The sequence below is a fragment of the Kitasatospora sp. NPDC002227 genome (assembly GCF_040296285.1).
Taxonomy (GTDB): Bacteria; Actinomycetota; Actinomycetes; order Streptomycetales; family Streptomycetaceae; genus Kitasatospora.
Genome location: NZ_JBEOWY010000040.1, coordinates 51,183 through 72,931 on the forward strand (window position 1 = coordinate 51,183; position 21,749 = coordinate 72,931).

General features: G+C 74.4%; 18 protein-coding genes and 2 pseudogenes. 14 read left to right on the top strand and 6 right to left on the bottom strand.

Features of this window, described 5'->3' with window-relative positions:
- From ABT095_RS28255 to ABT095_RS28265, 3 genes are all read right to left on the bottom strand, one after another.
- Complete coding sequence (locus ABT095_RS28255; RefSeq protein WP_350532357.1) at nucleotides 1–1,278, bottom strand: SUKH-4 family immunity protein; 1,278 nt, start codon at nucleotides 1,276–1,278, stop codon at nucleotides 1–3.
- Nucleotides 1,275–4,193 (bottom strand): toxin glutamine deamidase domain-containing protein, encoded by a 2,919-nt coding sequence (locus tag ABT095_RS28260; RefSeq protein WP_350532358.1) that lies wholly within the window; start codon nucleotides 4,191–4,193, stop codon nucleotides 1,275–1,277. The genes ABT095_RS28255 and ABT095_RS28260 overlap by 4 nt, the downstream gene beginning before the upstream one ends.
- Before the next feature lie 170 nt (nucleotides 4,194–4,363).
- On the bottom strand, nucleotides 4,364–4,693 hold the full coding sequence (locus ABT095_RS28265) for a hypothetical protein (RefSeq protein WP_350532359.1): 330 nt from the start codon (nucleotides 4,691–4,693) through the stop codon (nucleotides 4,364–4,366).
- A gap of 153 nt (nucleotides 4,694–4,846) precedes the next feature.
- Between ABT095_RS28265 and ABT095_RS28270 the strand changes: the two genes are divergently transcribed.
- Nucleotides 4,847–5,749, top strand: a complete 903-nt coding sequence (locus tag ABT095_RS28270; protein WP_350532360.1) for a DUF3109 family protein — start codon at nucleotides 4,847–4,849, stop codon at nucleotides 5,747–5,749.
- A 4-nt stretch (nucleotides 5,750–5,753) separates the two neighbouring features.
- On the opposite strand, the gene ABT095_RS28275 is transcribed toward ABT095_RS28270, so the two are convergent.
- Nucleotides 5,754–6,923, bottom strand: coding sequence for an NADH-quinone oxidoreductase subunit D (locus ABT095_RS28275; RefSeq protein ID WP_350532376.1), 1,170 nt, complete (start codon nucleotides 6,921–6,923; stop codon nucleotides 5,754–5,756).
- Between the two features lie 5 nt (nucleotides 6,924–6,928).
- Entirely contained in the window at nucleotides 6,929–7,939 is a 1,011-nt protein-coding gene (locus ABT095_RS28280; RefSeq protein ID WP_350532361.1) for an SAM-dependent methyltransferase, read from the bottom strand.
- A 94-nt stretch (nucleotides 7,940–8,033) separates the two neighbouring features.
- Here ABT095_RS28280 and ABT095_RS28285 point away from each other — a divergent pair, with 94 nt between their 5' ends.
- The 13 genes and pseudogenes from ABT095_RS28285 to ABT095_RS28345 all read left to right on the top strand — a co-directional run bounded on the left by ABT095_RS28285 (nucleotide 8,034) and on the right by ABT095_RS28345 (nucleotide 21,637).
- Nucleotides 8,034–9,233 carry a sensor histidine kinase gene (locus ABT095_RS28285; RefSeq protein ID WP_350532362.1) on the top strand — a complete coding sequence of 400 codons (1,200 nt, stop codon included), beginning with the start codon at nucleotides 8,034–8,036 and terminating at the stop codon, nucleotides 9,231–9,233.
- 147 nt (nucleotides 9,234–9,380) lie between these two features.
- Entirely contained in the window at nucleotides 9,381–10,064 is a 684-nt protein-coding gene (locus ABT095_RS28290; RefSeq protein ID WP_350532363.1) for a response regulator, read from the top strand.
- A 125-nt stretch (nucleotides 10,065–10,189) separates the two neighbouring features.
- Nucleotides 10,190–11,377 (top strand): sensor histidine kinase, encoded by a 1,188-nt coding sequence (locus ABT095_RS28295; RefSeq protein WP_350532364.1) that lies wholly within the window; start codon nucleotides 10,190–10,192, stop codon nucleotides 11,375–11,377.
- A 101-nt stretch (nucleotides 11,378–11,478) separates the two neighbouring features.
- Entirely contained in the window at nucleotides 11,479–12,399 is a 921-nt protein-coding gene (locus ABT095_RS28300) for a Rossmann-like and DUF2520 domain-containing protein (protein WP_350532365.1), read from the top strand.
- The gene (gene panC, locus ABT095_RS28305) at nucleotides 12,399–13,289 is read left to right on the top strand and encodes a pantoate--beta-alanine ligase (RefSeq protein ID WP_350532366.1); all 891 of its coding nucleotides are present in this window, start codon (nucleotides 12,399–12,401) and stop codon (nucleotides 13,287–13,289) included. The genes ABT095_RS28300 and panC overlap by 1 nt, the downstream gene beginning before the upstream one ends.
- A gap of 51 nt (nucleotides 13,290–13,340) precedes the next feature.
- The gene (gene panD, locus ABT095_RS28310) at nucleotides 13,341–13,811 is read left to right on the top strand and encodes an aspartate 1-decarboxylase (RefSeq protein ID WP_350532367.1); all 471 of its coding nucleotides are present in this window, start codon (nucleotides 13,341–13,343) and stop codon (nucleotides 13,809–13,811) included.
- A 16-nt stretch (nucleotides 13,812–13,827) separates the two neighbouring features.
- On the top strand, nucleotides 13,828–15,504 hold the full coding sequence (locus ABT095_RS28315) for an L-aspartate oxidase (RefSeq protein WP_350532368.1): 1,677 nt from the start codon (nucleotides 13,828–13,830) through the stop codon (nucleotides 15,502–15,504).
- Between the two features lie 4 nt (nucleotides 15,505–15,508).
- Nucleotides 15,509–16,486 carry a carboxylating nicotinate-nucleotide diphosphorylase gene (gene nadC, locus ABT095_RS28320; protein WP_350532369.1) on the top strand — a complete coding sequence of 326 codons (978 nt, stop codon included), beginning with the start codon at nucleotides 15,509–15,511 and terminating at the stop codon, nucleotides 16,484–16,486.
- A 24-nt stretch (nucleotides 16,487–16,510) separates the two neighbouring features.
- Nucleotides 16,511–17,296: a type III pantothenate kinase gene (locus ABT095_RS28325; protein ID WP_350532370.1), complete on the top strand. Its 786-nt coding sequence runs from the start codon at nucleotides 16,511–16,513 to the stop codon at nucleotides 17,294–17,296.
- 109 nt (nucleotides 17,297–17,405) lie between these two features.
- Nucleotides 17,406–18,080 (top strand): hypothetical protein, encoded by a 675-nt coding sequence (locus tag ABT095_RS28330; protein WP_350532371.1) that lies wholly within the window; start codon nucleotides 17,406–17,408, stop codon nucleotides 18,078–18,080.
- Nucleotides 18,081–18,165: 85 nt separating this feature from the next.
- A complete protein-coding gene (locus ABT095_RS28335) occupies nucleotides 18,166–19,854 on the top strand; it encodes a hypothetical protein (RefSeq protein ID WP_350532372.1) in 1,689 nt (562 codons plus the stop codon).
- 92 nt (nucleotides 19,855–19,946) lie between these two features.
- A pseudogene (gene lysX, locus ABT095_RS28340) lies at nucleotides 19,947–21,482 on the top strand (bifunctional lysylphosphatidylglycerol synthetase/lysine--tRNA ligase LysX); the annotation flags it as partial.
- Nucleotides 21,479–21,637 (top strand): hypothetical protein, encoded by a 159-nt coding sequence (locus ABT095_RS28345; protein ID WP_350532374.1) that lies wholly within the window; start codon nucleotides 21,479–21,481, stop codon nucleotides 21,635–21,637. The pseudogene lysX and the gene ABT095_RS28345, both read left to right, overlap by 4 nt.
- Before the next feature lie 43 nt (nucleotides 21,638–21,680).
- Here the strand turns inward: ABT095_RS28345 and ABT095_RS28350 are convergent.
- Nucleotides 21,681–21,737, bottom strand: a pseudogene (locus tag ABT095_RS28350) (hypothetical protein); the annotation flags it as partial.
- Between the last annotated feature and the right edge of the window lie 12 nt (nucleotides 21,738–21,749).

Here is a 21,749-nt window from a genome sequence, read left to right on the forward strand (position 1 = left end):
TCAGAGCAGCCCGTCCCAGAGCTGCTCGACGATGACGGCCCACCAGTTCTCCGGGTCGGCGAACACCGTACGGTCCAGCCCGGCCAGGCCCCACTGGAGTTCGGCCACGGCCGGGCCGGCCGCGTACGGGTGCAGGCCGGCCAGCCGGGGCAGGCGCTCGGCGAACAGGGCCAGGCAGCGGACGAAGGCGGTGAGGTCGGCGTTGACGTAGCGGGCGGTGGCGTCCTGCGGGTCGACGGCGTGCAGCCGGCCGGCGGCGGCGTCCACGGTGAGCTGGGCCCAGCCGTCGGTGCCGATCACGTGGTGGCCGAGCAGGGCGGACCACGCGGCCTGGGTGGCCCGGCCTCCACCACCGCCCTCGGCGAGGTGCGCGGTGGCCTCGGGCAGCACCGGGCCGACCTTGCTGCCGTCCGCGATCCCGTCCGCCAGCGGGTGGTGCACGGCGAAGAAGCGCGGCACCTCGACCGGCAGGCCGACCCGGGTGAGCACCCCGGCCGCTCCCTCCGGCAGGTCCGCCGCGAGCACCTCGGCCGGGCCGAACCGCCGCAGGCCCTCCGCGCCGAACAGCGCCGCCAGCCGCGCGGCCAGCTGCTGCTCGCCCTCCGGCTGGGCGGGCGGCACCGCGAGCGGGAAGGGCACCCGGTTCGGCCGCGGGTCGGCCTTCACCTGCCGTACGGCCTCGGCCCGCTGGTCGAACCGCGGGCCGTAGAGCAGGCCGTGGCTGAGCCGCGCCTCGGGCAGCTCGGCCGCCAGGTCGGCGGCGGTGTAGTTGCCGGGCAGCATCGGCAGCCGCAGGTCGGTGTGCACGCTCTGCACCTGCTCGGCCTTGACGCCCTGCTGCTGCAGCTGCCACCAGCCGCGCAGGGCCGGGTGCGGGCGGCCCGGCTCGGAGCGCAGGGTGAGGGTCTGCGGCTCGCCGGCACCGTCCAGGTAGCCGAACAGCACCTGGGCCCCGGGGCCGGTGACCGGCGGCAGCGCCGGGTCGTAGCGGCCGGCGCCCAGCTTGTCCCGGTAGAGCCGGACGATCTCGGCCACCGGGGCGGACGGCCAGACGCTCAGCTCGCCGGTCGCCCGGTCCACCACCGCACTGGCCGCCCCGATCTCCTCGGGCGCCCGCCGCCCGCCGGTCAGCGGATCGACCTGCACCGCCGCCGGCTCGGGCCACACCACCCAGCCGAGCTCGAACTCGTGACTGCGGACCGCACGCGCCCCCTCCTGCGGCAGCTCGCCGTTGATCCAACGGTGAGCGATGTCCAGCGCCTGCTCGCGGGTGGTCATCGGTGCTTGCTCCTGGTGCGATGGGCGGTCAGCCGCGAGCGCGGCGGGGCGGGCTGGTCCTCGGGGGCCGCCGCGGGAGCGGCGGGGGCCACCGCGGCGAGGGCGCGGACGCCGTCGAGGTCGAGCGGGCGGGAGTCGGCGTCCAGCGCGATCGCCCACAGGCCCTGCTCGGCGGGGTGCAGCGGGGCGGCGCCCTGACGGCCCGACTGGAAGTCGAGGTAGGTCAGGCCGGAGCCCGCGAGCACCGCGTTCCAGGTGTGCGAGCGGCCGTACTCGTCCAGGGTCAGCAGCACCGCCTGCGCACCCGAGCCGGAGCGCCGCAGCGCCAGCGCGAGCTGCTCGAAGGCACCGTCGCCGTCGCCGAGGTCGCGGAAGCGGGTGCCGAGCTCGCGCTCGATCCGGTCCCGCCCGCCGCGCTCGCCCGCCGGGCCGTCCGGCAGCCGGGGCGCGGCGCAGGTGGGCTGCCCGGCGAAGGTCCGCACGCCGGAGAGGGCGAGGTCCACGCTGGTGTTGGCCCGGCCGCTCTCCCGGGGGCCGCCGCCGTTCAGCGCCTCGGCCCAGTCGCCCGCCCGCGGGTCCGGGTGGGTGGCGTAGCCGCCGTCGGCGGCCCGGGGTACCCGGCGCTCGACCTCGCGCTGGTGCGCGGGGTCGACCGGTCCGAGCCCGCCGGGCAGGCCGTACGGGCGGCCGTCGCTCTCCACCGCGCGGCGGCGCGGCTCGGCGGGCATCGCGGCCGGCAGGCGGTAGGCATTCACCACCAGGTAGGCGGCCGAGACCTGGCCGGGCTCGACCGGGGCGGTCCACGCGGCGGGGCGCCGGACGTCACCCTGCTCGTAGCCGCGCAGCGGGGCCGGGCCGGTGTGCGGGCCGCCCGGCACGACCGGGGTGCGGGCGGCGCCCGCCCGGGCGTCCTGGACGGGGATGTTGACCAGCGCACCGGTCTGGGTGCTGCCCACCGGGGCCGCGCCGGGCGTGCCGGAGCCGGCCACCGGGCCGAGCGGCACCGCGCCACCGGGCGCACCCGGTGCTCCGGCGGCTCCGGGCACCACCGGCGGCGCGGTGGGCGCGACCGGCCCGAGCCCGGCACCGGCCGGCGGTGTCACGACCGGGCCCGCGCCACCCATGGGGCCCCCGACCGGCGGCATGCCGCTCACCGGGCCGCCGCCGAAGCCGCCGACCGAGCCGCCGCCGAGGCCGCCGTTCAGCCCGCCGCCCAAGCCGCCCAGACCACCCGAGCCGCCCGGGCCAGCACCCGGGTCGGGGCGGTAGCCGCCGGAGGCGGAGGCCGGTGCGTCGACGGCGCCCCACGGGTCGCCGGCCGGCGTCGGCGCGGTGGCCGCGGGCGGCGGCGCGACCAGGCCGACCGAGTCGGTGTGCACGGTGGGCGGGCCGAGCGGGGCCGGGGGCGTGTAGGGCGTGCTGTCCTCCCCGCCGCCACCGCCGCCGTAGCCGCCACCGCCGCCGCTGTAGCCGCCGCCGTGTCCGTAGCCGTTGCCCTGGGAGTTGCCGCCGCCGCGGTGGCCGTAGCCGTTGCCGTTGCCGTTGCCCTGGTAGTTGCCCTGGGAGTCCCCGTCACCGGCGGAGACGTCCACCGACAGCGGGGCGGCGGAGGGCGAGAGCGGGGCCGACACGTCGACGTGGACGGGCCCGAGACCGACCTTCAGGTGCGGGTTGCCGGGCGTCGTCCGGGTGGAGTCCGGGTCGGCCGGCCCGGCGCTCGGGTCGGTCACCGGCAGCGGGTCGCCGTGCTGGTCGTAGCGGGGCTTGCCGTCCAGACCGGGCAGGGTGCTGCCGGGGGCCGAGGTGGTCGTGGTGGTCGAGGTGGTGGCGTCCGGCTGAACGGGCTTGCCGTGGGAGTCGAAGAGCTGCGGGTTGCCGTCCTTGCCGAGCAGCGGCCGCCCGTCGACGAGGTCGAGCGCGAGGCCGGTGCCGCCCACCGTGCCGTCGGCGCCGACCAGCACCGGCTTGCCGTCCTGGCCGGTCAGCGGCTTGCCGCTCTTGTCGAGCGCGACGCCGACCACCTGGTTGCCCCGCTGGTCCAGCATCTCGACCTGGCCCTCGGGGCCGAGCACGGGCTTGCCGTCCTTGCCCAGCGGTATGGTCATGCCGGGTACGGCGGCCACCTGCTTGCCGTCCTGGTCGAGCAGCACCGGCTGGCCGTGGGCGTCGGTGCGCACCGTGCCGTCCCGGCGCAGCGCGACGTGCAGGGTGCTCATCCCGGCGACGGCGGGCGCGCCGCTCTTCAGGCTGGTGAGCTGGCCGCCGCCCGCCGCGCGGGGCAGGTCGCCGGCCCGGGCGTTCAGCTTCAACTCGCTCTGGCCGAGCCGCTCCAGCGCGACCACCGGCGGCTCGCCGAGGGCGCTCTTGAGGCCGTGCTCCAGGCGGTGGCCGAGCTCTTCGAGCAGCCCGCCGATCAGGAGCTTGGCCCCCTCGGTCTCGGCGGCCTCGCCGACGTCGGCGACCACGCCGGTCACGGCCTTGGCCACCGTGCCGAGCACCCCGCCGCCGAGCGCCTTGCCGGCCTTGTCGGCGAGCGCCTCGGTGGTCTTCAGCTGCTCGGCCAGCTGGGTGAGCGCGGAGATGATCCCGCTCTTGCACTGCTCGACCGCCCCGGCGGCCTCGTCGAAGGCCTTGGCGATCAGCTCACCGGCCGCCTGGGCGTCGTCCAGGTGGCCGCGGCCGCCGCCGGAGAAGGCCCGCCAGTGATCGGCGAAGGCGTCCACCGCGCGGCCGGAGTTCTCGCCGGTCACCCGCTGGGCGGAGTCGTTGCCGCGGCGGCCGAGCCGCTCGGCCTCGGTGCCGAACTCCCGCCACAGACCGGCGGCCTGGCGCAGCGCGTCCTCGTCGGCCTCGGGCCAGTGGTGGCCGGTCTTCGCCAGCACCGGGACGAGGTCCTCGGGCAAACTCCGGGACACGTGAGTCCCCCTTCGGGTTTTCGACGGATGGTGGGTGTCTCCAGGGCGGCGGAGCCCGGTGCACTGCCCCCTCGGGCACGGGTGTCGGCGGGGCCGGGCGAAACGGCCGGTCCTCTGCCGAGACGCGCTCCGGGCGGGGCCAGTTGCACCGCCCGGGGCGAAGCGAGGGGTCAGGAGGCGAAGCTCGTGGTGACCTCGTCCTCGGTGCCGCTCACGCTGTCGGCCATCGCGTGCAGGCCGGAGCCGACGGTGCCGAGCTTGCTCGCCAGTCCGTTGATCCCGGCGACCAGTTGGGGCTGGGCGGCCGTCCAGGCCGTGCCGAAGCCGTGGCCGGGCCGGTCGGCGCCCCACGGGGTGCCGAGATTGGCCAGCCCCTGCTCGAGGGCCGTCGCCGCGCGGGCGAAGTCGTTCGAGACCGACTCGAACTCCTTGCCCTCACCGTGCAGTTCCCAGGGCTTGAGGACGAAACCGTCGCCCTTGCCCGTCGCACTCGCCGTCATCCGCGCACTCCCCCGTTGTCGTCCGTCCGGCGGCGCCATCCTAGGCCCCGGTACCCGGGCCTCCGCAGCGGTGCGGCAGCTTTCTCACGCCAGCTTCACGACCTGCGCAGACGGGCCGCCGTGTCCGGGCCCCGCAGGCCATACCCTTGCCGGGTGGCAGCAGAGACCCCGAAGAAGTCGAAGAACAGCAAGAGCACCAAGGGTGCCAAGGGCACCAAGCCCGCGAAGACGGCCAAGAAGAGCACCGTCGACCTGGGCATGCCGGGCCTGCCCGTCCCCGAGGTGGGGCTGGACTTCGCCCGGGCCTGGGTGGAGTTCGCCGACCCGGCCGACGAGGAGCAGGTCTTCCGCTGCGACCTCACCTGGCTGACCTCGCGCTGGGGCTGCATCTTCGGCAAGGGCTGCCACGGCATCCGCCCGGGCCGCGGCGAGTCGGACGGCTGCTGCACCCTGGGCGCGCACTACTCGGACGAGGAGGACGAGCAGCGGGTGGCCGGGCACGCGGCCCGCCTCACCCCGGCCGACTGGGAGCTGTTCGAGCACGGCACCGACGCCAAGGGCCGGATCAAGCTGGACGGCGGCATCACCATGTTCGACGAGGACGGTGACCGCCAGACCCGCCGGGTGGACGGCGCCTGCCTCTTCCTCAACCGCCCGGGCTTCGCCGGCGGCGCGGGCTGCGCGCTGCACTCGCTGGCCCTGCGCGAGGGCAAGGAGCCGCTGGAGACCAAGCCGGACGTCTGCTGGCAGCTGCCGATCCGCCGCACCTACGACTGGATCGACCGCCCCGACGACACCCGCTACCTGCAGGTCACCATCGGCGAGTACGACCGCCGCGGCTGGGGCCCCGGCGGCCACGACCTGCACTGGTGGTGCACCAGCTCCCCCGAGGCCCACAACGGCCCCGACCCGGTCTACGTCTCCTACCGCCCCGAGCTCACCGAACTCATGGGCGCCGAGGGCTACGCCGTCCTCGCCGGCCTCTGCGCCCAGCGCCTGGCCACCGGCAGCGACCGCTCCCACGCCCCGCACCCGGCGGACGGCTTCGAGGCCTGAGCGGCTACTTGTCGATGTCGCCGACGACGAAGAACATCGAGCCGAGGATGGCGACCATGTCGGCGACCAGGGTGCCGGGCAGCAGCTCGGTCAGGGCCTGGATGTTGTTGTAGGAGGCCGAGCGGAGCTTGAGGCGCCAGGGGGTCTTCTCGCCGCGGGAGACCAGGTAGTAGCCGTTGATGCCGAGCGGGTTCTCGGTCCAGGCGTAGGTGGCGCCCTCGGGGGCCTTGAGGACCTTGGGCAGGCGGAGGTTGACCGGGCCGGGGGCCAGGGTGGCGAGCTTGTCGAGGCAGGCGTCGGCGAGGTCGAGGGAGTTGGCGGTCTGCTCGATCAGGCACTCGAAGCGGGCCAGGCAGTCGCCCTCCTCGCGGGTGACCACGGTGAGCACCTCGCGCAGCTCGGGCGAGCCGTACGCCAGGTACGGCTCGTCCCGGCGCAGGTCGAAGTCGACGCCGCTCGCCCGGGCGATCGGACCGCTGACCCCGTACGCCTGGACGTGCTCGGCGGAGAGCACGCCGACACCGGCGGTGCGGCCGCGGAAGATCTCGTTGCCGAGCACCAAGTCCTCGAAGACCGGCAGCTGGGCGCGGACGGTGGCGACGGCGGCGCGGACCCGGCCGAGCCAGCCGGCCGGGAGGTCCTCCTTGAGGCCGCCCACCCGGTTGAACATGTAGTGCATCCGGCCGCCGGAGGCCTCCTCCAGCACGTGCTGGAGCTCCTCGCGGCCGTTGAAGGCGTGGAAGACCGGGGTGATCCCGCCGAGCTCCAGCGGGTAGGAGCCGAGGAACATCAGGTGGTTGAGCACCCGGTTCAGCTCGGCCAGCATGGTGCGGATCCAGACGGCCCGCTCCGGCACCTCCATGCCGAGCATCCGCTCGACGGCGAGCACCACGCCCAGCTCGTTGGCGAAGGCGGAGAGCCAGTCGTGCCGGTTGGCCAGCATGATGATCTGCCGGTAGTCCCGGGCCTCGAAGAGCTTCTCGGCGCCCCGGTGCATGTAGCCCACCACCGGCTCGGCGGCCACGATCCGCTCGCCGTCGAGCACCAGCTTGAGCCGGAGCACACCGTGGGTGGACGGGTGCTGCGGGCCGATGTTGAGCACCATGTCGGTGGTGCCCAGCTCGCCCGTGAAGTTGTCCGCGCCCGCGCCGATGCCGACCGTCGTCTCCCGCATGAGGCTCATGAGGGGAGAGTCTGCCACCCCGGCAGCCCCCGCAGGGCCTGCGGTACCGACATGCGGACGGTCTGTGTCAGCCACTGGAAGCCGCCGAGCCCGGCCGGATCGGTCAGCTCGGCCGCCTCCCCCGCGCCGCCCAGCGCCCGCAGGTACGCCGCCGGGTCGGTGGAGGCGAGGGCCAGCGGCGGCCGCTCCCCGCTCACGCCGAGCGCCCGCAGGGCAGTCCGCTGCGTCGTCCACAGGCTGTGGAGACCGGGCGCCGCCGCCGAGTCCAGCGCCACGTGCGCCGTCACGTCGCAGGAGCCGTCCGGCACGGGCCGCACCTCGCGCCCCGCCCGGAAGCCGGCCAGGGTGCCGAACAGCGGGCGGTCGGCGCGCGAGTGCGCGTAGTCCACCGCCACGGCCAGGCCGCGCTCAAGCCCGGCCACAGCGCCGCGCCAGGCGGCGTCCCGGCTCAGGCCGAGCTCGACCCTCGCCCCGGGCTCCTCGGCCGGCCACCAGCGGGCGGCCCACTCCGCCGCCGCCCCGGCCACCGGGTGGCTCAGCCGTTCGGCGCCGTCCGGCCCGACCTCGACCTGCCGCAGCACGCCGTCCTCGTCCACCTCGGCGACGTCCAGCGGCACGTTGTCCAGCCACTCGTTGGCGAACAGCAGGCCGGTGACGCCCTCGGGCACCTGGTCCGTCCACACCACCTGCTCCGGCAGCCCGGCCGGGCGCTCGGCCAGCTCGACGGCGACCGGCCGCAGCCGTCCGCCCAGGTCGCCGGCGGCGGCCAGCACCCCGGTGAGCAGCTCTCCGCGCCCGGCCCCGAGGTCGACCAGGGTGATCACCTCGGGCCGCCCGAGCTCCTCGTCCACCTCGCGCAGGAGGCGGGCGACCGCCGCGGCGTAGCGGGCGGAGGCGTGCACGGAGGTGCGGAAGTGGCCCGCCGGGCCCTCCGGCCTGCGGTAGAAGCCGCCCTCGGGGGCGTACAGGGCCTGTTCCATCGCGGTCTGCCACCGCTGCCAGCTCATGCCCGGACGGTACCGCTGTCTCCACCCTGGGGAGTAGAGCGGATCGCCCTCGCGGCGGACCTGGAAGCCCCCCCGCGCTGCCTACGCTTGTACCGTGCATCGACTCAACGCCTGGCTCCGCCGTCACCCCATGGTGGTCGACTCCGCCTGGGCCTTGCTCGTGCTCTTCTTCGGGGCGCTCTCCGACATCGACCAGGGTCAGGCCCCGGCGCTGGCGGTCTCGCTGGTCGTCGCCGGGCTGATGGTGGTGCGCCGCAAGTACCCGAACCTGGCCACCGGCGTCGGCGTGGCGCTCGGCCTCGCCCAGATCGCCTTCGACGTCGTCCCGGGCGCCTCCAGCATCGGGTACCTGGTCTTCGCCTACACCGCCGCCGCCTTCGGCGCCCCCTGGGCCTCGCGGCTGGCGCTCGCCGTCGGCCTGTCCGCCGGGCCGCTGACGGTCTGGCGGTTCTACGGCATCGACCACGACGAATCCACGGGCAGTCCGCACGGGATGGCCCAGGCGCTCTTCCTGGCCGCGCTGCTCTCCACCCCCTTCCTGTTCTGCTGGGCCTGGGGCCGGCTCACCCGCGTGCGCCGGGCCTACCTGGTCGAGCTGGAGGACCGCGCGGCCCGGCTGGAGCGCGAGCGGGACGCCCAGGCCAAGGTCGCGGTGGCCGCCGAGCGGGCCCGGATCGCCCGCGAGCTGCACGACGTGGTCGCGCACAACGTCTCGGTGATGATCGTCCAGGCCGACGGCGCGGCGTACGTGATGGACAACTCGCCCCAGCAGGCCAAGGAGGCCCTGGGCACCATCGCGGCGACCGGGCGCCAGGCGCTGGTCGAGATGCGGCGCCTGCTCGGGGTGCTGCGCACGGCCGACACGGCCGACGAGTACGTGCCGCAGCCGGGCGTCGAGGAACTGCCCGACCTGCTCGAGCAGGTCCGCACCGCCGGGCTCCCGGTCTCCTTCTCCACCACCGGCGAGGCGCGGGACCTGCCGCGCGGCGTGGAGCTGACGGTCTACCGGATCGTCCAGGAGGCCCTCACCAACGTCCGCAAGCACGGCGGCCCCGACGTCCGGGCCAACGTCGCGGTCGACTTCCGCGACCGCGAGCTCGAAGTCCTGATCGAGGACGACGGCCGCGGCTCCACCGACGAACAGCTGGCCGGCGGCGGCACGGACGGCCTGGGCCACGGCCTGATCGGCATGCGCGAGCGTGTCGGCATGGTCTCCGGCAGCCTCGACGTCGGCCCCCGCCCGGGCGGCGGCTTCCGCATCCGCGCGGTGATGCCGCTGAAAGCCGGCAAGTGAGCCAGTCGCACCATCCAGGGGCGCGAGGAACTGCGCGAAGTCGGAGGACGACAGGTCTGCGCCTCCCGCTCTCGCGCGGTTCCTCGCGCCCCTAGGTAGTGCAACCGACCCGCTGCGAAAATCCGACCGATCCCCTAGGAGTTCACCGTGACCATCCGCGTCATGCTCGTCGACGACCAGGAACTGCTCCGTACCGGGTTCCGGATGGTGCTCCAGTCCCAGGGGGACATCGAGATCGCCGCCGAGGCCGGGGACGGGCAGGAGGCGTTGGCGGTGCTGGAGCGCGCCGAGGTGGACGTGATCCTGATGGACGTCCGGATGCCCCGGCTGGACGGGGTGCAGGCGACCAGGCGGATCTGCCTGGACGAAGGCGGGGCGCCCCGGGAGGGGGCGCCGCACGTGCTGATCCTCACCACCTTCGACCTGGACGAGTACGCCTTCGCCGCGCTCAAGGCCGGCGCCAGCGGCTTCCTGCTCAAGGACGTGCCGCCGACCGAGCTGGTGGCGGCCATCCGGGCCGTCCACGCGGGGGACGCCGTGGTGGCCCCCACCACCACCCGCCGGATGATCGACCGCTTCGCCGAGGTGCTGCCCACCGCCCGCGAGACCCCCGGCGCCTCCGTACTGGCCCCTCTGACCGAGCGCGAGCGGGAGGTCTTCCTGCTGGTCTCCCAGGGCCTGTCCAACGGCGAGATCGCCGCCCGGCTGGTGCTCTCCGAGGCCACCGTGAAGACCCACGTCGGCCGCATCCTGGCCAAGCTCGGCCTGCGCGACCGCGTGCAGGCCGTGGTGCTGGCCTACGAGGCGGGGCTCGTCCGCGCCGGGGAGTGAGCGATGCTGACCGGCCGCATCCGGACGACTACAGATCTTGGGGCTTTCCGGACGAATCGGACTGAGGTACCGTCTCGCGGGCCCTCCAATAGGCCGAGCCCTGTACGACGACCCCGGGATGTCCCATGACGGCAGTGCCACCTGCTGCCCCGCAGGTCCGCTTCGTCCGCCTGCTGCAGCGCGTGCTGTGGCGGCCGCAGTCCCGCTGGCACCAGCGTGCGGTGGACCTGCTCCTGGTGCTGCCCGCCGGGCTGGACGCCGCGCTCAACTACCCGCCGCCCCGCGACTGGAGCTTCTGGGCCTCGCTCGCGGCGGCCGGCGTGCTGGTGCTCCGGCGGCGGTTCCCGCTCTGCGTGCTGCTCGCCACCATGCCCGGGCTGTACGCGGGCCGGGCGCTGATCGCCGCGATGGTCGCGGTGTACACCATGACCAGGTCGGCCAGGCCGACCTGGCAGAAGGTTTCTGCGACGGCCCTGGTGGTGACCGGCCTGTTCATCCCCTGGCCGATCGGCGAGTTCGCCAAGATGAGCGCGAGCGACCTCTGCCAGCAGCTGATCTACGCCGTCATGCTCGGCACCGGCCCGGCCTGGATGGGCCTGCTGGCCCAGACCCGCAAGGACCTCTCCGACCGGGTGGCCGAGCTGGCCGCCGTCCGGGACCAGGAGCGGGCGCTGCACGCGGCGGCCGTGCTCGCCAAGGAGCGGGCCCGGATCGCCCGCGAGATGCACGACGTGGTCTCGCACCAGGCCGGGCTGATCGCCGTCCAGGCCGGGGCGCTGGAGGTCACCACGCAGGACCCGAGGGTCAAGCAGGTCGCGGGCACCCTGCGGGGGCTGGCGGTGGCCACCCTGGAGGAGCTGCGGTCGATGATCCTGGTCCTGCGGGCGGCCGGCGCCGGGCCCACCGAGCTGGCCCCGCAGCCCCGCCTGGCGGACCTGCCGAACCTGGTGGCGGCCTCCGAGGTGGATGCCAGCCTGCAGATCGACCTGGCCGGCCGGAGCGTCCCCGAGCCGGTCGAGCGGGCCGCCTACCGGACCGTCCAGGAGGCCCTGACCAACGTGCGCAAGCACGCCCCGGGCGCGCTGACCTCCGTCACCGTCGCGGCCGACGAGGACTCCCTCGAAGTCGCCGTCCGCAACGGCGTCCCCACCGACGAGGCCCCGCCGGTGCCGCTGCCCGGCGGCCGCCACGGCATCGTCGGCCTGCGGGAGCGGGCGGCGCTGCTGGACGGGACGCTGACGGCCCAGGCCAGGCACGACGGCGGGTTCGACGTCCTGCTGAGGATTCCGCTGCCGCGCTCGTGCACCACCTGAGGCACGACTCCCGGCGCCGCGAACTGTGCCCTTAGACTGGCCCGGTACGTCCGGTACCCGCCGAGGACCGGAACGGAGACGTTAAGGACGAGAGCCGAGCCGTGAGCTTCGTGGATCCCTTCGCCGACCCCAGTGACCCCGGGAACCGCCCGGCGCGGCTCGCGGTCGGCGTGGTCGGGGCGGGCCGGGTCGGCCCCGCCCTGGGGGCTGCGCTGCAGCTGGCCGGCCACCGCGTCGTCGCGGCCTCCGGCGTCTCCGACGCCTCCCGCCGCCGCGCCGAGGCCCTGCTGCCCGGGGTGAAGCTGGTGACCCCGCCGCAGGTGCTGGCCGCCGCCGACCTGGTGCTGCTGACCGTGCCGGACGACGCGCTGCCCGAGCTGGTGGCCGGGCTGGCCGCCACCGGCGCGGTGCGGCCCGGGCAGATCCTGGTGCACACCTCCGGCGCCCACGGCGTCAAGGTGCTCGAGCCCGCCACCCGGGCCGGCGCCCTGCCGCTCGCGCTGCACCCCGCGATGACCTTCACCGGCACCTCCGTGGACCTGGCCCGGCTGGCCGGCTGCCCGTTCGGGGTGACCGCCCCGGAAGAGCTGCGCCCGGTCGCCGAGGCGCTGGTGGTGGAGATGGGCGGCGAGCCGGAGTGGGTGCCGGAGGACGTCCGGGCGCTCTACCACACGGCGCTCGCCCACGGCGCGAACCACCTGGTCACGCTGGTCGCCCAGGCGCTGGAGCTGCTCCGCACGGCGGGCGTGGCCGAGCCCGGCCGCCTGCTCGGCCCGCTGCTCGGCGCGGCCCTGGACAACAGCCTGCGCTCCGGCGACGCGGCCCTGACCGGCCCGGTCGCCCGGGGCGACGCGGGGACGGTGCGCCGCCACCTGGCCGAGCTCGGCGCGGCCGCCCCGGACATCGGGCAGGCCTACCGGGCGATGGCCCGGGCCACGGCCCAGCGGGCGGTCCGAGGCGGATCGCTGAAGGAAGAGGCGGCGGCGGCGCTGCTGGACGTACTCAACGAGGAGACCCCCTGATGGCACGCGGCAGCAAGCCCGCTCCCAAGCCCCGCAAGACGGTGCTGACCCACACGATCGCCGACTTCGAGCCGGCCTTCTGGCCGGACGAGCAGCCGGTGGACAACGCGGTCGTGATGACCATGGGCGCCCTGCACGAGGGCCACGCCGCGCTGATCCGGGCCGCCCGCAAGCAGGTCGGCAAGGACGGCCGGGTCGCCGTGACGGTCTTCGTCAACCCGCTGCAGTTCAACGACGCCGCGGACCTCGAGCGCTACCCCAAGACGCTGGCCGCCGACCTGCGCCTGGCCGAGGAGAACGGCGCGGACGTCGTGTTCGCCCCGCTGCCGGAGGAGATGTACCCCAACGGCACCCCGCAGGTGCGCCTGAGCGCCGGCCCGATGGGCGAGGGCTTCGAGGGCGCGGCCCGCCCGGGCCACTTCGACGGGATGCTCACCGTCGTCGCCAAGCTGCTGCACATCACCGACCCGGACTTCGCGTTCTTCGGCGAGAAGGACGCCCAGCAGCTGGCGCTCGTCCAGCGGATGGTGGCCGACCTCGACTTCGACGTGGAGATCGTCGGCGTCCCGACCGTCCGCGAGGAGGACGGCCTGGCGCGGTCCTCCCGCAACCGCTTCCTCTCCGAGGCCGAGCGCGCCCAGGCGCTGGCTCTCTCCCGCGCGCTGTTCGCCGGGCGGGACGCCGCCGCCAAGGGCCCGCAGGCCGTCCGCGAGGCCGCCGCCGCCGTGCTCGACGGCGCCGAAGGCCTCTCCCTCGACTACCTCGCCCTGATCGACCCGGACGCCTTCACCGAGGCCCCGGACGACTTCCAGGGCGAGGCCGTGCTGGCCGTCGCCGCGAAGGTGGGCGCCACCCGCCTGATCGACAACGTCCGCATGATCGTCCGATAACACCCTCAAAACCGTCGAAGTACGGCATGCACTCACTGGAGGCGTGACCCCATGCTCCGCACCATGATGAAGTCCAAGATCCACCGCGCCACCGTCACCCAGGCCGACCTGCACTACGTCGGCTCGGTGACGGTGGACCAGGATCTGCTCGACGCGGCCGACCTGCTGCCCGGCGAGCTCGTCCACATAGTCGACGTCACCAACGGCGCCCGGCTGGAGACGTACACCATCGCCGGTGAGCGCGGCTCCGGCGTGATCGGGATCAACGGCGCCGCCGCCCGGCTGGTGCACCCCGGTGACCTGGTGATCCTGATCGCCTACGGCCAGATGGAGACCGCCGAGGCGAAGTCCTTCGTGCCGAGCGTCGTCTTCGTGGACGCGGACAACCGGATCACCGGCACCGGCGGCGACCCGGCCGACGCCCCAGAGGGCAGCGGTCTGCTGCGCGGGGACCGGACGCACGCCACCGATTCGAAGGCGTACGGTGACCTCGACACCGCGGCCCTCACTGCGGCGCGCTGAAGGAGCCTCTGAAGACATGCCCGTCTCTCATCGTCTGACCGCCCCGGCCCCCGGCTGGACCACCACCACCGACGTGGTGGTGGTGGGTTCCGGCGTCGCCGGTCTCACCGTCGCGCTCAACCTCCGCCAGGCCGGTCTGCGGGCCGTGGTGGTCACGAAGGCGATGCTGGACGACGGCTCCACCCGCTGGGCCCAGGGCGGCGTCGCCGCCGCCCTGGGCGAGGGGGACACCCCCGAGCAGCACCTGGCCGACACCCTGGTGGCCGGCGCCGGGCTCTGCGACGAGGAGGCCGTCCGGGTCCTGGTCACCGAGGGCCCGGCGGCCGTCCGGCACCTGATCGCCACCGGCGCCGCCTTCGACAAGGACGCCGACGGCGAGATCCTGCTGACCCGCGAGGGCGGCCACCACCGCAACCGGATCGTGCACGCGGGCGGGGACGCCACCGGCGCCGAGATATCCCGCGCCCTGGTCGAGGCCGTCCGCTCGGACCCCGGCCTCGAACTCATCGAGCACGCCCTGGTGCTCGACCTGCTCACCGACGCCGAGGGCCACGCCGCGGGCCTGACCCTGCACGTGATGGGCGAGGGCCAGCGGGACGGCGTGGGCGCCATCCGGGCCAAGGCCGTGGTGCTGGCCACCGGCGGCATGGGCCAGGTCTTCTCGGCCACCACCAACCCGGCCGTCTCCACCGGCGACGGCGTGGCGCTCGCGCTGCGGGCCGGGGCCGAGGTGACCGACCTGGAGTTCGTGCAGTTCCACCCCACCGTGCTCTTCCTCGGGGCGGAGGCCGAGGGCCAGCAGCCGCTGGTCTCCGAGGCCGTCCGCGGCGAGGGCGCCCACCTGGTCGACGCCGACGGCGTGCGGTTCATGGTCGGGCAGCACGAGCTGGCCGAGCTGGCCCCCCGGGACATCGTCGCCAAGGCGATCACCCGGCGGATGCTGGAGCACGGCACCGAGCACATGTACCTGGACGGGCGGCACTTCGGCGCGCGGATGTGGGAGCAGCGCTTCCCCACCATCCTCGCCTCCTGCCGCTCGCACGGGATCGACCCGGTGACCGAGCCGATCCCGGTCGCCCCCGCCGCGCACTACGCCTCCGGCGGCGTCCGGACCGACCCGCACGGCCGCACCACCGTGCCGGGCCTGTACGCCTGCGGCGAGGTCGCCTGCACCGGTGTGCACGGCGCCAACCGGCTGGCCTCCAACTCGCTGCTCGAAGGCCTGGTCTTCGCCGAGCGGATCGCCGCCGACCTGACCGAGCGCCACCGCGCGGGCGAGCTGCCCGAGCGCGCGGTGGACGTCGCCGGGGCCCGGGCCGCCCGCAGCGTGCCGCTGCTGGCGCCGGAGGCCCGGGCGCAGATCCAGCACCTGATGTCCTCGGGGGCCGGCGTGATCCGTTCGGCCGGCTCGGTCGCGGCCGCCGCCGCCGGGCTGGCCGGACTCGCCGAGCAGGCCTTCGCGCACGCCGCCGAGGAGAAGCCCGCCGATCCCCGGGTGGAGACCTGGGAGGCCACCAACCTCCACCTGGTCGCCACCGCCCTGGTCGCCGCCGCCGCGCAGCGCGAGGAGACCCGGGGCTGCCACTGGCGCGAGGACTTCCCCGAGCGGGACGACGCGCACTGGCAGCGCCACCTGATCACCACTCTCACCGTCGCCACCGGCGCCCCCGTCAGCACCCCCGAGGAGCAGTAAGACCATGACCCACTCCCACGAGGACCACGCGGAACTCCCCCTCGTCGACCAGGGCGGCTGCGGCGACGGCTGCGCCTGCGGGGACGGCGAGGCGTACGAGACCGGGCTCGACCCGGCGCTGGCCGAGCTGCTGGAGGAGGCCGGTCTCGACCCGGTCGAGGTCGAGGACATCGCCACCCTGGCGCTGGCCGAGGACCTGGCCGGCGGCGACGACGTCACCTCGATGGCCACCGTGCCGGCCGAGGCCGTGGCCACCGCCGACTTCACCGCCCGCGAGGCCGGCGTGGTCGCGGGCCTCAGGATCGCCGAGGCCGTGGTCTCGCTGGTCTGCGAGGAGGAGTTCGAGGTCGAGCGGCACGTCGAGGACGGCGCCCAGGTCGAGGCCGGCCAGGTGCTGCTCTCGGTGCGCAGCCGCACCCGCGACCTGCTGACCGCGGAGCGCAGCGCGCTCAACCTGCTCTGCCACCTCTCCGGCATCGCCACCGCGACCCGCGCCTGGGCCGACGAGCTCGAGGGCACCAAGGCCGTCGTCCGGGACACCCGCAAGACCCACCCGGGCCTGCGCTCGCTGCAGAAGTTCGCGGTCCGCGCGGGCGGCGGCGCCAACCACCGGATGTCGCTCTCCGACGCCGCGCTGGTCAAGGACAACCACGTGATCGCCGCCGGCGGCGTGGCCGAGGCCTTCAAGGCCGTCAAGGCCGCCTACCCGGACCTGCCGGTCGAGGTCGAGGTCGACACCGTCGAGCAGATCACGCCCGTCCTGGAGGCCGGGGCGGACCTGATCCTGCTGGACAACTTCACCGTCGAGCAGCTGCGCGAGGCCGTCGCCCTGGTGGCCGGCCGGGCCAAGCTGGAGGCCTCCGGCGGACTGACCCTGGCCACCGCCCGCGCCGTCGCCGAGACTGGTGTCGACTACCTCGCCGTCGGGGCGCTGACCCACTCCTCGCCGATCCTGGACATCGGCCTGGACCTCCGTTCCTGATATCTCGTTAGCAGAAAGCAGCCCATGCTCCTCACCATCGACGTCGGCAACACCCAGACCACGCTCGGCCTGTTCGACGGCGAGGAGATCGTCGAGCACTGGCGGATCTCCACCGATCCGCGCCGCACGGCGGACGAGCTGGCGGTGCTGATGCAGGGGCTGATGGGCTCGCACCCCATCGTCTCGGCCGAGGACCAGGTCTCCGGTCTGGCGATCTGCTCCTCGGTGCCCGCCGTGCTCCACGAGCTCCGCGAGGTGACGCGCCGTTACTACGGCGACGTGCCCGCGGTGATCGTGGAGCCCGGCGTGAAGACCGGGGTGCACGTCCTGATGGACAACCCCAAGGAGGTCGGCGCGGACCGGATCGTCAACGCGCTGGCCGCCAACCACCTCTACGGCGGCCCGTGCATCGTGGTCGACTTCGGCACCGCCACCACCTTCGACGCGATCAACGAGCGCGGCGACTACGTGGGCGGGGCGATCGCCCCCGGCATCGAGATCTCGGTCGAGGCGCTCGGCCTGCGCGGCGCCCAGCTGCGCAAGATCGAGCTGGCCCGGCCGCGGAACGTGATCGGCAAGAACACCGTCGAGGGCATGCAGTCCGGCATCCTGTACGGCTTCGCCGGGCAGGTGGACGGCCTGGTCGAGCGGATGGCCAAGGAGCTGGCCAAGGACCCGGACGACGTCCAGGTGATCGCCACCGGCGGGCTGGCCCCGCTGGTGCTCGGCGAGGCCACCGCGATCGACGTGCACGAGCCCTGGCTCACCCTGATCGGCCTGCGGCTGGTGTACGAGCGCAACAAGGGCTGAGCGCACGGGGGGCCGCCCGATTGGTCCGGATGCGTACGGTTATCGGCCAATCGGGACGGACACGTCAGCAATCGTCACAAATCGGACGTACCCCACGTAGTGTCAGGGCATGCCAACGCCACACGGATCGCGCGGCGGCATGGCCTTCAGCGCCGACGAAGTCCGGGTGCTGCGCCGTGCTCTCGCCCAAGCGCTGTACCCCGTCCACGCCCCGCACGCCGCCGTCGTCGCCACCCTGTGGGCGGAGGACGTGCAGGAGGCGCTGCGCCTGGCCGAGGCCGTGGACGAGGCCGTCCACGAGGGCGGGCGCCTGCGGGCCTTCCTGCTCGCCGATCTGGGCCGGTACCGCGCGGCCCTGCCGGGCAGCGCGAGCGGGTACCTGGAGCGGCTGGAGGAGGCCGTCACCGACGGCTACCTGCCCGGCCCCGAGGATCTCGCGGCCCTGCGGGCGCTGGCCCGCCTCCCCTGCGGCGGCGCCGAGCGCGCCCGCCGCTCCCGCCTGGCCGGCCGCTGCCACGCCCTCGCCGAGGCCGAGGTCCGCGAGCGCCTCGCCCTCGGTTCGGGCCAGCGGCACCTCGCCGCGGTCCCCAGCCCGGCCGTCTCGGAAGATCACGCCCCTACCCACACCGGAGGACTGATTCCCATGAGCACCCCCAAGCCCCCGCAGCCCCCGGCCCGGCCCCAGCCCCGCAAGATGCCCACCCCCGCCGAACTCTTCGGCCGCCGCCCCCGCCCGGAGCCCGCCTCCGAGCCCCAGCCGGAGCCCGAACTCGCCACCGGCTGACCCCGTACAACCTTTCACCGCCCCGATGGTCCTACGTTCAGCGCCACCTCACCCGGGGGTGGCGCTGAACCGACCACGGGGACTCATGAACACTCGTCCGCTCCCAGGCCTCGCCCGCACCGCCGCAGCCGCAGCCCTCGCGGCCGGGCTGCTGGCCGGCGCCCCCACCGCCTCCGCCGCGGCACCGGCCGGCGAGGTGCGCCTCCAAACGTCCACGAGCGTGACCGTGTTCCCGGTCGGGGAGGTCGGCGACGACACCAGCTCGGCGTTCACCGTCTCCCTCGTGGGCGACACCGGCACCAGCGGCAGGCCCGGCCTGGTGACGGTCGACACGAGCGGCCTCAGCCACGTGGCGAAGGTCGGCTGGCCCGACGGGTGCCAGGTGACCGGAGCGGTCGGCACCTGCACGGTGCCGGTCCTCGCGGCCGACGCGGTGTACTCCCCCAGCTCCTACCTCTTCCTGCGCCTGCGGGGGGCGGACGACGGCGCCCCCGGCGCCTCGGGCAGCATCAAGGTGACCGGCACCGTGGACGGTCGGCCGGTCCGCGACTCGCCGGGGACCAGCACGGTGAGTGTCGGCACCTACAGCCAGCTGATGACCCGGACCCTCGCTCCGGAGCAGGCGCTCCGGCCGGGCGACAAGGTCGACAGCCGCTTCGTGCTCTGGAACCGCACCGGTGCGGAGATCAAGGGTGTCGAGACGGAGTTGGCGACGACCGTCGGCCTGAAGACGGTCTCGTCCCTGCCGAAGAACTGCTCGGCCGACACCCTTGCGGGACACCACGTCTACTACCACTGCTCCTTCCCGGACGCCGTGCTCGCCCCTGGTCAGGCCTACACCCTGAGCGAGCCGCTGGCCGTGGTGGCGGGGGCCACGGGGATGCACGAATCGCTGCACACCAAGGCCTATGCGGGTGCCAAGCTCCCCGCGGCCGGCGGCACCGCGCCGGCCGTCCAGCTGGTCAAGGACAGCGACCATCCCGTCCCGACGGACCTCGGCCGGTCCAGGCCGGCCAGCACGGTCGAGGTCAGGAACCACACCGACCTCCAGGTCACCGGCTCCCGCGTCCAGGGGCCGGTCGGCAGCACGGTCGATGCCACCGTCACGGTGACCAACAGCGGTCCGGCCTGGATCAACAACGGGCCAGGGGCGGACGGCACATACCTCCCGCCGCTCACCGTCACCGTCCCGGACGGGACGACAGCGGTCGCAATCCCCGACCGCTGCGTCCGGACCGACGCACCCTACGGCGCGGACCGGACAGGCGGCCGGACCTACGAGTGCTACTGGCCCACCTACCTCCTGTTCCCGGGGGTCAAGAACTCCCTCTCGTTCCGGCTCAGGATCGACCGCCCGGTGACGAACAGCCTCGGCACCGCGACGCTGCCGACCAACGCGCGCAACTACCTCCCGCTCAGCTACTTCGGTGACGACCCTTCGAACGACAGCGCAGTCGTCTCGGTCAGCTCGGGGCAGAATCCGTCCGCCTCGCCCACCCCCGCCCCCACCGGCTCGCCCAAGCCGCCGGCCACCGCACCGGCCGGCTCCCCGACCGGCGGGGGCGGCACCACGACCAGCACCCGCCCGGCCACGGCCACCACACCGCGCACACCCGCCGGCCCCGGCACCACCTCCCCCGCCGGCACCTCGCTCGCCTTCACCGGCGGCGGCTCCGGCATGGGCACCACGGCGGCCGTCGGCGTCGGCGTGACCGCCCTCGGCGGCCTGCTGGCCTTCTGGGCGGCCCGCCGCCGCCGCGGCGCGCACCGCTGAACCCCGCCGGGCTCCGTCACCGGTAATCCTGTGGCGGAGCCCGGTGTAACGGTGGCTACCCTGGTGGGGTGAGCGATCAGAACCCACTCCTTGCGACCGACGACCTCCCCGAGCAGATGCGCGTCCGGCGCGAGAAGCTGGACAAGCTCCGGGCGGCCGGTGTCGACCCGTACCCGGTCGGCTTCCCCCGGACCAGCACCATCGCGGACCTCCGCGCCAAGCACCCCGACCTGGAGCCCGACACCGCCACCGGCGAGCGCGTCGGCATCACCGGCCGGGTCATCCTGGCCCGCACCGGCGGCAAGCTCTGCTTCGCCACCCTGCGCGACGGCTCCGGCGACCTCCAGGTGATGCTCTCCCTCGACAAGTTGGGCGAGGAGCGCCTGGCCGAGTGGAAGTCCGCGATCGACCTGGGCGACCAGGTCGGCGTCGAGGGCGAGGTGATCACCTCCCGCCGCGGCGAGCTGAGCGTCATGGTGGACCGCTGGGAGCTCACCGCCAAGTGCCTGCGCCCGCTGCCGGACAAGCACAAGGGCCTGACCGACCCGGAGGCCCGGGTCCGCCAGCGGTACGTGGACCTGATCGTCAACCCGGAGGCCCGGGAGATCCTGTACCTGCGCAGCAAGGTCGTCCGCTCGATCCGCCGCACCTACGAGGAGCGCGGCTACATCGAGGTCGAGACCCCGATGCTGCAGCCGGTGCACGGCGGCGCCAACGCCCGCCCGTTCACCACGCACATCAACGCGTACGACATCGACCTCTTCCTGCGGATCGCCCCGGAGCTCTACCTCAAGCGCCTGGTGGTCGGCGGCGCCGAGAAGGTCTTCGAGATCAACCGCAACTTCCGCAACGAGGGCGCGGACTCGACCCACAACCCCGAGTTCACCTCGCTGGAGTCCTACGAGGCGTACGGGGACTACAACACCCAGGCCGAGCTGATCCGCGAGACGATCATCAACGCGGCCCGCGACGCGCTGGGCACCACCGTGGTGCGCGGCATCGGCCCGGACGGCCAGGAGCACGAGATCGACCTGGCCGAGCCCTGGGCCGAGGTCAGTGTCTACCCCGGCATCTCCGGCCACCTCGGCACCGAGATCACCCCGGACACCACGGTCGAGGAGCTCCGGAAGCTCGCCGACGCCGCGGGCGTGCCGTGGGAGAAGGAGTGGGGCCACGGCCAGATCGTGCTGGAGATGGTCGAGCGCCTGCTCGAGCACAACGCGATCGCCCCGACCTTCATCAAGGACTACCCGACCGAGGTCTCCCCGCTGACCCGCCAGCACCGCAGCGTCGCGGGCGTCGCGGAGAAGTGGGACCTGGTCATCTTCGGCACCGAGATCGGCACCGCCTACTCCGAGCTGGTCGACCCGGTCGAGCAGCGTGCCCGCCTGACCGCCCAGTCGCTGCTGGCGGCCGGCGGCGACGTCGAGGCGATGCAGGTGGACGAGGACTTCCTGCGGGCCCTGGAGTACGCGATGCCGCCCACCGGCGGCCTCGGCCTCGGGGTGGACCGCCTGATCATGCTGCTCACGGGCAAGAACATCCGCGAGACGGTGCTCTTCCCGATCGTGAAGCCGGAGGCGAAGGCCGCGGCCAAGGCCGCCGAGGCCGAGGAGGAGTCGGAATGAACTACGTCGCAGCGATCGTCCCGCCGCTGGTGATGGCGATCGGTTTCGGCTTCCTGGTGCGGGCCATCATCCGCAGCCAGGGCGGTGCCCAGAAGGGCAAGGAGGACGCCGCCGCCGACGCGATGGCACGGGCCGCCACCGCCTCCGCGGAATAACGAACCGACCGGCGCGCCGCCACCCCCACCGCACGCCCTCCCGCAGCACCACGAACGCGCAGACCACCGAGCCCCGTTCGGCGTCGGGGGCGGCCACCACCGCCGTCTCGGC